At 40.7% G+C, this 13620-nt stretch carries 10 protein-coding genes; 6 read left to right on the top strand and 4 right to left on the bottom strand.

Going from position 1 to position 13620, the window contains the following annotated elements; genetic code table 11:
* Positions 1-750, top strand: a complete 750-nt coding sequence (locus IPM71_12890) for a hypothetical protein (protein QQS50469.1) — start codon at positions 1-3, stop codon at positions 748-750.
* Positions 751-1503 carry a sulfite exporter TauE/SafE family protein gene (locus IPM71_12885; GenBank protein QQS50468.1) on the top strand — a complete coding sequence of 251 codons (753 nt, stop codon included), beginning with the start codon at positions 751-753 and terminating at the stop codon, positions 1501-1503.
* Positions 1504-1636: 133 nt separating this feature from the next.
* Here the strand turns inward: IPM71_12885 and IPM71_12880 are convergent, their stop codons facing one another.
* Positions 1637-2851 (bottom strand): IS701 family transposase, encoded by a 1215-nt coding sequence (locus IPM71_12880; protein ID QQS52839.1) that lies wholly within the window; start codon positions 2849-2851, stop codon positions 1637-1639.
* 452 nt (positions 2852-3303) lie between these two features.
* Here IPM71_12880 and IPM71_12875 point away from each other — a divergent pair, with 452 nt between their 5' ends.
* The gene (locus IPM71_12875) at positions 3304-5796 is read left to right on the top strand and encodes a DUF4154 domain-containing protein (protein QQS50467.1); all 2493 of its coding nucleotides are present in this window, start codon (positions 3304-3306) and stop codon (positions 5794-5796) included.
* Positions 5797-5801: 5 nt separating this feature from the next.
* A complete protein-coding gene (locus IPM71_12870; GenBank protein QQS50466.1) occupies positions 5802-7508 on the top strand; it encodes a response regulator in 1707 nt (568 codons plus the stop codon).
* 30 nt (positions 7509-7538) lie between these two features.
* On the opposite strand, the gene IPM71_12865 is transcribed toward IPM71_12870, so the two are convergent.
* Genes IPM71_12865 through IPM71_12855 form a run of 3 tightly spaced genes read right to left on the bottom strand, consistent with a single transcriptional unit; the run spans position 7539 to position 10398 of the window.
* Positions 7539-8459, bottom strand: coding sequence for a glycosyltransferase family 2 protein (locus tag IPM71_12865; GenBank protein QQS50465.1), 921 nt, complete (start codon positions 8457-8459; stop codon positions 7539-7541).
* A gap of 38 nt (positions 8460-8497) precedes the next feature.
* Positions 8498-9025, bottom strand: coding sequence for an NUDIX domain-containing protein (locus IPM71_12860; GenBank protein QQS50464.1), 528 nt, complete (start codon positions 9023-9025; stop codon positions 8498-8500).
* Positions 9025-10398: an MFS transporter gene (locus IPM71_12855; GenBank protein ID QQS50463.1), complete on the bottom strand. Its 1374-nt coding sequence runs from the start codon at positions 10396-10398 to the stop codon at positions 9025-9027. Before IPM71_12855 ends, IPM71_12860 begins: the two co-directional genes overlap by 1 nt.
* 211 nt (positions 10399-10609) lie before the next feature.
* On the opposite strand from IPM71_12855, the gene IPM71_12850 reads away from it, so the two are divergent.
* A complete protein-coding gene (locus IPM71_12850; protein QQS50462.1) occupies positions 10610-12253 on the top strand; it encodes a diphosphate--fructose-6-phosphate 1-phosphotransferase in 1644 nt (547 codons plus the stop codon).
* A 130-nt stretch (positions 12254-12383) separates the two neighbouring features.
* Positions 12384-13592 (top strand): ATP-dependent 6-phosphofructokinase, encoded by a 1209-nt coding sequence (locus IPM71_12845; protein QQS50461.1) that lies wholly within the window; start codon positions 12384-12386, stop codon positions 13590-13592.
* Positions 13593-13620 lie beyond the last annotated feature (28 nt).

Genomic DNA, 13620 nt, shown 5'->3' with positions numbered 1-13620 from the left:
ATGTATAATTCTGAACTGAACCGCAAATTGATTCTTGTAGGCATCTTTAGCCTGGCCATGGGGTTTCTGGAAACCGCAGTGGTGGTTTACCTGCGTGAGATTTACTACCCCGATGGCTTTCAATTTCCCCTGGTTGCTATGAGCCAACAAATATTGTCTGCAGAATTGTTGCGCGAGTTAGCTACCTTAATTATGCTGGTTTGCATAGGATGGCTTTCGGGACGTACCTTTAACAGCCGGTTTGCCTGGTTTCTCTATTCATTTGCCATTTGGGATATTTTCTATTACCTATTTCTGAAACTGCTTTTAAACTGGCCCGAATCCTTATTCACCACCGACATCTTGTTTCTTATACCCCTTTTGTGGGTTGGCCCTGTTTTGGCTCCGGTTATCATTTCTCTGAGCATGATACTGCTTGCAGTGCTCATTCTTAAAGTGGAGGAAAAAACAGGAAGTATAAGAATGAAAAAACTTCATTGGTTTTTGTTTATCACTGGTTCCTTAGTGCTGTTATTGTCCTTCATGCTCGATTATTTCTTCTTTATACAACAACTACCTATAAATGAGTTGAAGGAAACAGACCCTTTTAACCAACTAATGGTACAAAACTCAACTTATATGCCCGGGCCTTTTAAATGGTGGCTATTTTCATTAGGGCAAAGCATAATATTTGTGGGTATTTACTTGTTATGGAAAAGCCAGAAAAAAAGGTATAATGCCTATATTTGGGAACATTTAAATTGTTTCTAAATGGAGTGGTACATTTACCTTGCGGTTGTAGGCATTGGTTTTGTGGCTGGTTTTATCAATACACTAGCCGGTGGCGGTTCGGCCCTTTCACTTCCCATGCTTATTTTTACCGGAATGCCTGCCAATGTGGCCAATGGCACCAACCGAATTGCCATACTTTTTCAATCGCTGGTAGCCACTGCCGAATTTAAAAAAAGCAATGTACTTAGTACCCGCGAAAACCTCTGGCTCATCATCCCTTCCATCCTGGGCACCATCCCGGGGGCTATTCTTGCTGTGAACATTAACGAGGCTCTGATGCAGCAGGTAATTGGCTTTATACTCATCTTCATTCTTCTTATTGTTCTGTTTAAGCCCGACATCTGGATTAAATCGAGAGCCGGCCTGGTAAGCTCGAAATCGCACTGGGTGAATGTGCTGGTGTTTTTTGCCATTGGAATGTACGGTGGATTTATCCAGGTGGGTGTGGGTTACTTTATGCTGGCAGCCCTCGTGCTCATTAATGGAATGGATTTATTAAAATCGAATGCTTTAAAGGTATTGCTGGTGCTGCTTTTTACTCCGCTTGCACTTATCATTTTTATGCTCACCAATCAGGTCGATTACCTTATGGGCTTTGTTCTGGCCATTGGAAATGTGCTAGGTGCATGGGTAGCAGCTAAAACCGCCATGAAATGGGGTCCTCAATACATCAGGTACATACTTATTGCTGGTTTGTTGCTTTCCACGGCAAAGCTCTTTAATCTGTTTTAAGCCGAAACACTATATTCTAAGATTGCATTATTCCGTTCGGTTGTATGCCAAAAGAAGGCACCAATGCAGCCTGCCAGTTAGGTGATCTGCACACAAAATCAATCGGAAAATACTTAATTCTACTTTAACAGATTTACAATTTTGAATATGAGTAATTTATATCACGCTGTCGTTTTAAATGCCGGTCATAAATTCTATCAATCATTTGTTCTTCGGTCATCTGTTTATAAAGTTTAAAAGTGATAAATTCTTTAATATCACGAGCCGATAGTAAAGGTAAATCATCAAAGCAATGCAATTTTTCTTTTAAAATAAATGACGAGACCAAAAAGTTTAATGCAACCTGGTGTTGCCATGCAAGCCATTTTCGTGTCTGAAACTGGTCTAGCCCGAGTATCTGTTTTGATTCTTTTATGCAATGTTCTACAAAGTACCGTTGTGCTTGCATATAGGCTATAGCTTTCTTAGTGTATTGTTCAAGATTAGCATTGGTAAAAGAATATTTTATTTCGTCCTTGCCTTCTTTGGTTTTCGTTTTACGGATAACCAGTAACCTTTGCTCTACTTGCATTTTACTGTTATTGATTATCCAAAGCTTTATAAAATGATAGTCAGCTACAAGAACTCCTTTGGCTGTATTACGAACACTAATACGCTGCCAATTTTCGTCATTTAAAGTCTGTAAATATTTTGATACACTTAATTCGTCTGTAGTTGCTTTTAATTTCTTGGGTTCACGACCCTTATTGCTTTTTCGCTCGGGAATAGCCAAGTCAGGACGTTCCAAATATATTTTTTGGTCTTTATGGATATCCAGCATGTACAGATAACCAAGCAAATCTATGCTGCTGGCAAAATCCACATCGTTACCATAATAACCATCGCCTCCAATAAAATCGAAGATGATGCCATTGGTTACTTGCTGGCGAATAATTTCTAATGCCAGTTCGAGCTTAGTTTTAAATGTTCGGTGCTTTACAGGAACGCCTGCTTTTTCGCATCTTGTCTTGTCGTCACACCAAGCCTTGGGAAGGTATAGTCGGGCATCAACCATTGATGCAAAATCCCCATTACTTAAACAAGCAAATACCGCAACCTGACTATTTGATAGTTTCCCTACATTCCCACAATATTGATGTCCAACGCCTACGCTATGGTCGCCTTTTTTTACCCAACCACTTTCATCAATAATCAATCCTGTAAGTTTTCTTTTGGGTAAAACCTGGCTTACTTCCTGGGCTACTTGATTTATCAAAACTCGATGATCCCAGTTAGACTCAGTTATAAAGTGCTGCATTTGATGGTAGTTAGCTCCCAAATCTTCGCTTATTCTTTCAATATTGCGCATCTGACTTTGTATTATTCCTAATGAATATTGCTGTGCTTTGTCAAAGAACTTCTTTGTTGAATTACAAAATACATGCTGATAATCATTAAGGTGAACACTAACTCGCTCTATTACAGAGGTCAGTGTTTTTCCATATCGATTATTATTTTTACGTTGTATTAAACATTTTTCGGAACGATAAGCCTGTTTTTCTGTGCATTGAAGATACTGAATTTCCTTGAAATATCAATGTTTACAAGGGTTTTGTTTAATCTGTTAAAGTAGAATTAAACCAATAAATATTTTGACAATTTTTCGTTTCAGTTTTTTAATTGACTTTCAATATTTTAGCCCAAACCTAAAACCAGGTTAAAATATGATATAATCCATTTTGTTAATGCTTTTTATACACACTACCCGTCAGTTGTACCAAAATATAATTATCTTGTTGAGCCAACATCAACCCAATTCTCATGATTTTGCAGGCATTTTCAAAAGCCTTATTCTTTTGTATTTGCATTTTTCTGATGCAATCAACCAATGCCCGGCAAGCTGAGAAATACAGCGATTCAGACGCAAAAGCAGCACTGATTTCAACCATCCTAAATCACATTCATCATTCTGATTTTGATATTACCGATACCCTTACAATGGGTTTCATGGGCGAAGATAAGGTACTGTTCCAAAGTTTGAAAAAGCTGGAGGCACCTTCGCAAGGTGAGAAACCAGTGAAGGTGCTGCAATTAAAACCAGGTAAACTTCCTGAAAAAATCAACCTGCTTTTGGTATGTAACGAAAACAATTCGCAGCTTACCAGCATAAATTCAATAATTGGCAAAAAAAATGTGCTGCTGATTACAGACCAGGCCAGCCATATCGAGCTCTCCATGCTGAATTTTATTTATCGTCCGGACGAAACTGTAGATTTCGAACTGAACTATTCGCGTTTGAAAGCTTTAGGATTTAAAGTATCGGCTACACTTGTTTGTAGGGGTGGCACCAATGCAGATTTGTTAGGTCTTTACGAAGAAAGTGAACAATTTCTCCAAGCCGAAAAAAAAATCTCATTGGCTCTTCAAACAGAACTCAATCGGAAAACACAAGAGATTAGTGAATTAAAAGAAAGGCAAAAAGAACTTCTTATTCGTATCGATTCGCTGAACCATATCATCCAATTTCAGATTGGCAATATCCACGACCAACACAACATTCTTAGGGAACTTAACAGCCAGCTTGCTATTCTATCTTCACAGGCCAGGGTAAGTCAACAAAAGCTTGATAGTATCAACCTGGCCCTGAGCATAAAAAACGTACAAATATCTACCCTCGATATCGATTTGGCCAAAAAACAATCGGAATTAGTCAAAACAGAAAAAAGCCTTAATCTGCTGATGAGCCTGATTCAGGAAAAAGAAAAAAAACTAAAACTTCAGAGTAGTAAAATTCAATCGCAGGGCACTGCTCTGTTCATTTTTTTGGCGTTTATTGTAGTGCTACTGGTACTCATATTGTTGGTATACCGCAATTACAAAACAAAAACCATTCGTAACATTGACCTCGAACTAAGAAACCAGCAAATCATACTTCAGAAAGAACAGATTGAATTTCAGGCAGAAGAATTGCAGATGAATAACCTCGAGCTGGAGAAACTCTCCCTTGTAGCTGAAAAAACTGACAATGCAGTGCTCATTCTCGACAAGCTTGGCAACATCGAATGGGCCAACAATGCTTTCGAACGCTTACAAGGTCATAAACTTTCTGAATTTATTGAAGAGAAAGGAAAAAACTTCTTAAGTGCCAGCAATTCGCCCAATGCACGAGAAATTTTTGCTAACTGCCTGAAATCGAAAAAACCTGTCAATTACAATTCCTATGTCGAAACCGAAGTCGGGAAAGTAAAATGGCTTCAATCGACCCTGACACCAATTTTAAACGAAGCTGGAGAAATCACAAAAATCATTGCCATAGACTCAGACATCAGTAAACTCAAAGAGGCTGAATTGGATATTATAAACAAAAACCGATTAATTGAAGAAAAGGCAATGGTGTTGTCTCAACAAACCAAGGCCCTTACAAACGCCAATAGCGAACTGGAAAAACAACGAAATAGGGCTGAAAAGGCCTTAAAAAAGCTGCAGGAAACTCAATCGAAACTTATCGCTTCGGAGAAAATGGCTTCGCTGGGGCAGCTTACCGCAGGTATTGCGCATGAAATAAACAATCCTGTAAACTTTATTAGTTCCAGTATCGAAGGTCTGAAAGATATTCTGGAAGATTTCCATTACCTGATGAGTTTTTATGAAAAACAGGCCGACCGGCTCGACCAGGGTGAAATAAACCGCATAAAGGAAAAAATCGGTTACAACGATTTGCTAATTGGCTTCGATGAACTCACGGGCAACATTAAAATGGGTGTAGACCGCACCAGGGAAATTGTTTCCAGTCTGAGGACCTTTTCAAGAATGGACGAAGACTATTTCTCCGACACCGATTTGCATAAAAATATAGAATCGGCTATTGTATTGTTAGGCCGAGGCCACAAAGACCGCATACAGATCATTAAAAATTTCGGAGAGATTCCTCCCATTCCCTGCATCGCAGGAAAAATCAATCAGGTAATACTAAATATCTTGATTAATGCGATACAGGCCATTGAGAATGAAGGAAAGATTGAAATAAGCACCCGAACAACTAGCCGAAAGCATATAGATTTTGTGCAAGTCGAAATTCGCGATACCGGAAAAGGAATGAGCCAGGATGTGATGGAACGCATTTATGAACCCTTTTTCACAACAAAAGAGGTTGGAAGTGGCACTGGTCTGGGTTTGTCTATTGTTTACAGCATAATACAAATGCATAAGGGATACATCGAGGTAAGTAGTAAACCAGGCCTTGGTACAAATTTTAGTCTATTCCTACCGATAAAAAATAACACACTCTCAGAAACTCAGAATAAACTCTCATAAATCTCATGGATACTCCTCTCAGCCACATTTTATACATCGACGATGAAATGGAAAACCTCTCAGGCTTTAAATACGCCTTTCGTAAACATTACCAGGTGCATATTGCCCAGAACGCAGAGGATGCATGGAAGATTTTACACGAGAACCCCATAAAGGTTCTCATCTCCGACCAGCGTATGCCCCAAATCAGCGGGGTGCAGATACTGGAAAAAGCAGCCATTGAATTCCCAAAAGCCTTTCGCATTGTGGTGACCGGATATACCGAAGTACAGGATATTATTGCGGCTATTAACAAGGGGCGTATCTTTCAGTTTATCCGCAAGCCATGGGAAAAAGATGAAGTAAAAGTGATTCTTGACAATGCCATTCGGCTTTACGATTTAAAACAAGAAAACTGCAAGCTGCTCGATGATCTTAAAAGTAAAAACAAAGAATTGAGCCAGCTGAACGAAAACCTCGAAATAATAGTAAAGGAGCGTACCAGCGAACTTCAAATGCATAAAGAGAACCTGGAATCTTTGGTAAAAGAGCGCACCCGCGAACTCGAAATAGCTAAAATAAAAGCCGAAGAAAGTGATGCGTTGAAATCAGCCTTTTTATCGAATGTTTCTCACGAAATACGCACACCCATGAATGCCATCATTGGATTTTCGGAGTTGCTTGTTTCGGACAACAGCCTCAGCGACGAAGAACGCGAAGAGTTTAAAAACCAGATTGTGCTTAACTCCAATTCGCTTTTAAGGCTTATCGACGACATTATTGATATATCGCGCATAGAAGCCAACCAGGTTTCGATTGAATACGAAAGCCATTCATTAAACCAGATTCTGGGAGAAATCCATACCATCTTCCACGAGCAAAAAGCAGGTATGGACAAGTCTCACCTTAAACTATATGCCGACATCCTGCCGCAGTATAGTCCAGTAATTTTAACCGATAAAATCCGGTTGCACCAAATTTTATCGAACCTTATCGGAAATGCCCTTAAATTTACCGAGCAAGGCCATGTGTGTTATGGCTATCGCCTGGAACAAACCGGAACAACCAAGCCACTTATTCACTTCTTTGTAAAAGATACGGGTATCGGTATCGATAAAGAGGCTCAGGAATACATCTTCGATCGCTTCAGAAAAGCAGAATTAAAAAATAAAATTTTTCGCGGAGCTGGTCTCGGTTTATTTATCTCCAAAAACCTTGTCGAAAAATTTGGTGGTAAAATATGGCTCGAATCTGAACCTGGAAAGGGCACTGGTTTACACTTCGAAATCCCCTACCTCGAGAGCCAGACTCTTCAACAAAACCTGCCACTCAGTCAGGAGAGTCAACAGAAACAATATACTTTTCCCGATAAAACCATTTTAGTGGCCGAAGACGAAGATTCGAGTTACATTTATATTCATACCATACTAAAAGATACCCAGGCTACTATTTTAAGAGCAAAAAATGGCCTCGAAGCAGTGAATGTCATTTTTAACCATCCCCAAAAAATAGATTTGGTATTAATGGACATTCAAATGCCCGAAATGAATGGTTACGAAGCTATTTCGATCATAAAAAACCACAACCACCGCATACCTATCATTGCACAAACAGCCCACGCGCTTATCAGCCAACAGCAGGATGTAATTGATTCGGGGTGCGATCATTTTCTGGCCAAACCCTATCAGAAAATCGATCTTCTTTCTTCGGTAGGAAAATTCTTATGCTCGTAGGCTTCTGATGCTGTAGAAAAAAGATTTGCTTTACCTCGATAGATTGATGCTTTGCTTGTAACGCAGGCTCTTCGAAGGATTAGCTCCGTTGAAAATAAACCAAGCAAGCGCCAAGTATTTTGAATCCTTATAAAACTTTTTCCCAACCTTGACGGCATAAAGCAAGCGAAAAACAAGTTGCACCGGTTTGGAAAAGAATTTCTGCTGGTATTGCATTAACGAAATAAAGTATTCTCGTTTGGTAGCAAAATTGGTGACGGTACTTTTTCCTTCGAAGTGTGTAAACCGGGCTTCAGGAACCAGGTAAACCTCATATCCGGCAAGTTTGGTGCGCATCGAAGCATCTTCTTCTTCGCAATACAAAAAATAGCGGGTATCGAGCCCACCGGTGAGGGATAAAGTCTCGGCCCTGAAAAACATAAAACTTCCTGCAATGGTATCTACCTTCAGAGGTTGGGTATAAATGCCCTTTCGGTGCGGATACCTGTTGGGATGAAAGAAACGAAGCAAACCAACACCAAAAAGCATTTTAGTAAGTGTTTGAAAATGCGTAAAAGAGTGGACCTGCCTGCCTTCGGAGTTGTACATCTGGGCAGTAACCAGACCGGCTTTGAGTTCACGATTCATAAAATCAAGCAATACCGAAAGGCAATCGTTCTCAAATACACAGTCGTTATTCAGGAAAAGGTAATACCGGGCTGGCGAAGCATGCTGCAGTCCCAGCATCATTCCTCCGGCAAAACCAAGGTTCTGCTTACTAAAAACAAGCCGGACGTTAGGTTTGAATGAAGCACGTTTTAAGGATGCATAATTGTCCTCATCGGACTGGTTATCCACTACTACAACTTCAAAATTCACTTGCTCAGCAGTCTTTTCTTCAATCGATTTGATGCACTGAAGTGTATAAGCCGTACTATTGTAGTTGAGTGTGATAATAGAAACGTCAATCATAATTTATCTCTTTGTTGAGTATACAATTACATAAAGTATTATATTGCCTGATTCCGATAGAGCACTAAAGCCTTACGCATTGATTCAAATGCAAATTTTTCGCCATCCAGGTCCTCAGCCGATAGCCAGTGCACCGAAGCAATTTCAGAAATATCCAGGCTCAGGTTAGGCTGCTTGAGTTCACACACAAAAAACAGGTCGCAGGTAGTGTATTCAATTCCCTTGTACACATAATGATTAGGGGCCGAACCAAGGTACCGGAGGTTTTCTGGTTCAATACCAAGCTCCTCTTTCAGCTCTCGTAAGGCAGCTTCTTCGGCAGTTTCATCGGGATCGACAAAACCACCCGGAAAATCGAACATACCCTTGCCGGGTTCTCTGTTGCGTTCTACCACAAGCACCTTACCGTTTTTTTCGACGATACATGCTACTGCAGCAGCGGTGTTTTGGTAGAACTCCCATCCACATGCTGTACAAGTGTATTTTTTTATCTGGTCAAACTCTAATTTGTTTGATTGGCAAATCGGGCAATAGGAAAAAGCCTTTTGTATGGTTTTACTCGTCATTAGTCTTTTTTCACATTGGGTTTCTCCAGGCCAATCCCTGCTTTTCGGTCTTCGCGACGCAGGAGCATTGCAAACAATATACCCAGTATGCCCAGAAATACAAGCATGAGTATGGGTTTGGTATAATCGTATTTTGCCAGTCCGTCTTTTACAAGCTCCTGTGTCACACCAGGGTTCGAAACGTCGAGTACCAGGCCAATAAGTATTGCAAACAACCACAAACCTAAATTCTGAACAGAAAACATAAACCCATAGGCTGTTCCAATTTTATTGTTATCAACAATTTTAGCCACACTGGGCCACATAGCTGCAGGAACCAGTGAGAAACCAATACCCAGAATAAACATAGGTACGTATGGATTAAGTGGAAGATAAACAAACATCAGGTGAGCCACAATAATAAGAAGCGAGCCAAGAATCATAATCGAAGCGCTTTTGCCTTTGTAATCGGTAAATAATCCAAACAAGGGTGTAAAAAGAATGGTCCCCATTGGCAGAATTGCAGCTATCATACCTGCTTTTTGAGGAGTAAAGGCAAACCTGTTTACCAGCATATCAGGTGCATATTTCAGAAATGGAAAAACCGCCGAATAAAAGGTAACACAAAGCAAGGTTATATATATCAAGGCAGGAATCTTAATAATATCCTTTAAATCCGAAAGTTTAAACTCTTCCTGCTCACTGCGTTCTTTAATCAACTCAGCTTCGCGGTCAATCTTAAGGTCGAACATAATATAGATACCATAAGCGAGAGCTCCTATTAATAGCGCCATTGCACCAAGCCAGATAGGTTTGTTCCAGGGATTCGAATCGGCCAGTGAAGCCGAAAACAGAAAAGCCATTAAAGTACCCATACGGGCAACTGAAATATTGAGACCCAAAGCAAAAGCAAGTTCTTTTCCTTTAAACCATTTTACAATAATCTTACTGATCACCACAATACTGGTTTCGGCACCCAGTCCAAAAAGAAAAAATCCAAAGGTCATCATTTTTAATGCCGGGCTATAGGATACCAAAAATGAGTTGAAAAAATTATAGGCTATGCCTCCCTGGTTAAAATAATCGGTCGAACCATAATAGGTCAGAAGCGAGCCAACTGCCATAAAACCTACGAATAGCGAACCAGTAATTCGGATACCTATTTTATCCAGAATAATCCCACCAATAATGGCCATCAGCAAAAAAACATTGGATATGGAATAAGCCGATACCAAAAAACCATATTCGCTGTTCGAAAAGCCAAACACCTCCCGAAGCTTTCCCTGTAAAGGAGAAAGTACATCGTAGAAAAAATAATTGGCAGCCATTATGGAGCTAATCACGAGCAGCACAACCCAACGGATTCCTGACTGCCTCATAGAAGTTTTTTGCATTGTATTCATTTTTAGGTTGGGCTAAATTTAGCACAATATATTTATTGTAAAATCATCGAAGCATATTTCGGACTGTTGTTTCGCATGATTTGCAGTCCCTTTCCGTCTGGCTAAAAATCGAAGCATATAAATTCCATTTTAATAAAAATATGTGCAATTTTGCAGCCTCAAATAGTTTATTGACAAATATCATAATTAAACATACAACACCATGATTAAAAGTGCATTGCAAAAAGCCAGGGAACAATACAATCCCAAGCTACCCTCATCACTCAAAGGACAAGTAAAAGTTGTTGAAGGAAAAAAAACTGAGTCAATAGCCGATCAGGCCGAAATCGCTAAATTATTTCCCCATACCTATGGCATGCCGCTGCTTACGTTCGAACCGGGTGCAAAAAAAAGCTACCAGGCAATTAATGTAGGCGTTATTCTTTCGGGTGGTCAAGCACCAGGCGGGCACAATGTAATTGCCGGTTTGTTCGATGGATTAAAATCACTTAACCCAAACAACAAGCTTTATGGTTTTCTGGGCGGACCATCCGGGCTTGTCGATAACAAATACATGGAAATCACTTCAAAAGTAGTAGACGAATACCGCAATACAGGAGGTTTTGACATTATTGGATCGGGCCGAACCAAACTCGAAAAAGAATCGCAATACGATCAGGGACTAGGCAATTGCAAATCGCTTGGCATCAAAGCACTTGTTATCATTGGTGGCGACGACTCCAATACCAATGCCTGCGTGCTGGCCGAGTATTACAAAAAAATAGATGCCGGTGTTCAGGTAATTGGCTGCCCCAAAACCATCGACGGCGACCTTAAAAACGAGATGATAGAGACATCCTTTGGTTTCGACACTGCTTGCAAAGTATACAGCGAACTGATTGGCAACATACAGCGCGATGCCAACTCAGCTAAAAAATACTGGCACTTCATTAAGCTCATGGGTCGCTCGGCTTCACACATCGGTCTCGAATGTGCCCTGCAAACCCAACCAAATATCACACTGATTTCTGAAGAGGTTGAACAAAAAAAGCAAACCCTCGTGGCAATTGTCAATTCTATTGCAGAGGTAATAGCCAAACGTGCCGCCAATGGAGAGAACTTTGGTACAGTACTCATCCCTGAAGGGCTGATTGAATTCATACCGGAAATGAAAAAACTCATGGCCGAATTGAACGATGTCATGGCGCACAAAGAAAATGAGTTCAGCAAACTGGAAACCAAACTTGAGAAAAGAAAATTTATTGCGGCCGAACTAACTTCAGAATTGTCAGGAGTTTATAGCAGCTTGCCTACCGACATTGCCGACCAGCTTATTATGGATCGCGACCCTCATGGCAATGTGCAGGTATCGAAGATCGAAACCGAGAAATTACTCATCGAAATGGTTGAGACCCGCTTGAAACAAATGCAAAAGAACAACCAATACAACGGCAAGTTTGCTGCCCAGAACCACTTCTTCGGATACGAAGGCCGCTGTGCAGCTCCTTCGAACTTCGATGCCGACTATACCTATTCGCTTGGTTACACTGCAGCAGTGCTTATTGGCGAGGAAAAAACCGGTTACATGGCCTCAGTAAGAAACCTCACTGCTCCTGCTGACAAATGGATTGCTGGTGGCATACCAGTTACCATGATGATGAACATGGAGCGTCGTCATGGCGAAATGAAACCCGTAATTCAGAAAGCCCTTGTCGACCTGAACGGTGCACCATTTAAGGCATTCGAAAAACATAGGGCTGATTGGGCAAATCAGACTCTTTATGTATATCCCGGTCCAATACAATATTTCGGGCCAACTGAAGTGTGCGATGCACCTACTAAAACGCTTCAATACGAAAAAGCATAAACAAGTAATTCATTTATTTACTCAAGGGCCTTTCCACATCGGGAAGGCCTTTTTGCTATTCCCTGCCATTTGCAATTCGGAAAAGTTTTAGTAATTTATACCTCTCTGAAAAATCACATAAACACATAAAATGGACGAACCAAAGAATATTAGAGGCACCATTGCAATCTTAACCGGTGGAGGAGATGTGCCAGGCCTGAACCCTGCCATTCGCGCTATCACAGTTAGGGCCCTGCACGAGGGTTATAAAGTAATTGGCTTGCGTCGTGGTTGGGCAGGAATAACCGATTTAATTCCTGATAAAGAAGCTGACAATTCCGACCATTATATGATACTCAATGAAGATATCGTTAACAAAGCAGGACGCACAGGTGGCACATTTCTTCACACTTCCCGCACCCGGCCCAGCCATGTAACAAAAAATCATGTACCTGATCACCTCAAAGACAAATATACCAATGAAATAAACGATCTAACCCCTGAAGTAATTAAAAACATTGAGTTTCTGGGCATCGATTATCTCATACCCATAGGAGGAGATGACACCTTGAGTTATGCAGTCCGCTTGTATGCTGAAGGGGTGAAAGTGGTAGGCATACCAAAAACCATGGACAATGATGTGGCTGGCACAGAATATTGCATTGGATTTAGCACATGTGTTTCGCGTACTATACAAATTTGCAATACGCTTCGTACCTCTGCAGGTTCGCATGAGCGAATATTGGTAATGGAAGTTTTTGGTCGCTACTCCGGTTTTACTGCCATGCTGCCAACCATAGCTGGTGCTGCGAATCGGTGTATAATACCCGAGCATAAATTTGATATTGAAAAACTCACACAGCTATTGGTAGAGGATCGTAATAAAAACCCCAGTAAATATTCCATTGCCATCATATCGGAGGGAGCCATGCTGGCTGGCGATGAACAAATGACTTATCGCTCGCAAGAGAAAGATGCCTATGGTCATGCCAAACTAGGTGGCATTGGCGACTATGTTGCTTCAAGAATTAAAGAATTATCGCCCACCTACAACGGAGGGCGCCAAATCAATGTAATAAGTCAGCAGCTTGGTTACCTGGTAAGAGGTGGTGAACCCGATGCCATCGATTCCATCGTTCCAATGGCTTATGGAAACCTTGCGCTAGATATCATAATGAAAGGTATCCACGGTAGACTTGTAGTGCTGAGAAATGGTAGATACGACAATGCTCCAATTGATGTGGTAACCAGTACCAGTAAGAAAATCGATGTCAAGCGTTTTTATAACATAGACCGCTACCGGCCTTACTACAAGAGTTTCGAATTCCAGCCATTGTTTATCATGACAGGTACTCTCTGAAAATAAGAAAGGCTGACAGATTGATATT

Source organism: Bacteroidota bacterium, assembly GCA_016699695.1.
GTDB lineage: Bacteria > Bacteroidota > Bacteroidia > Bacteroidales > UBA10428 > UBA10428.
This window is presented reverse-complemented; position numbering and strand designations above follow the sequence as displayed.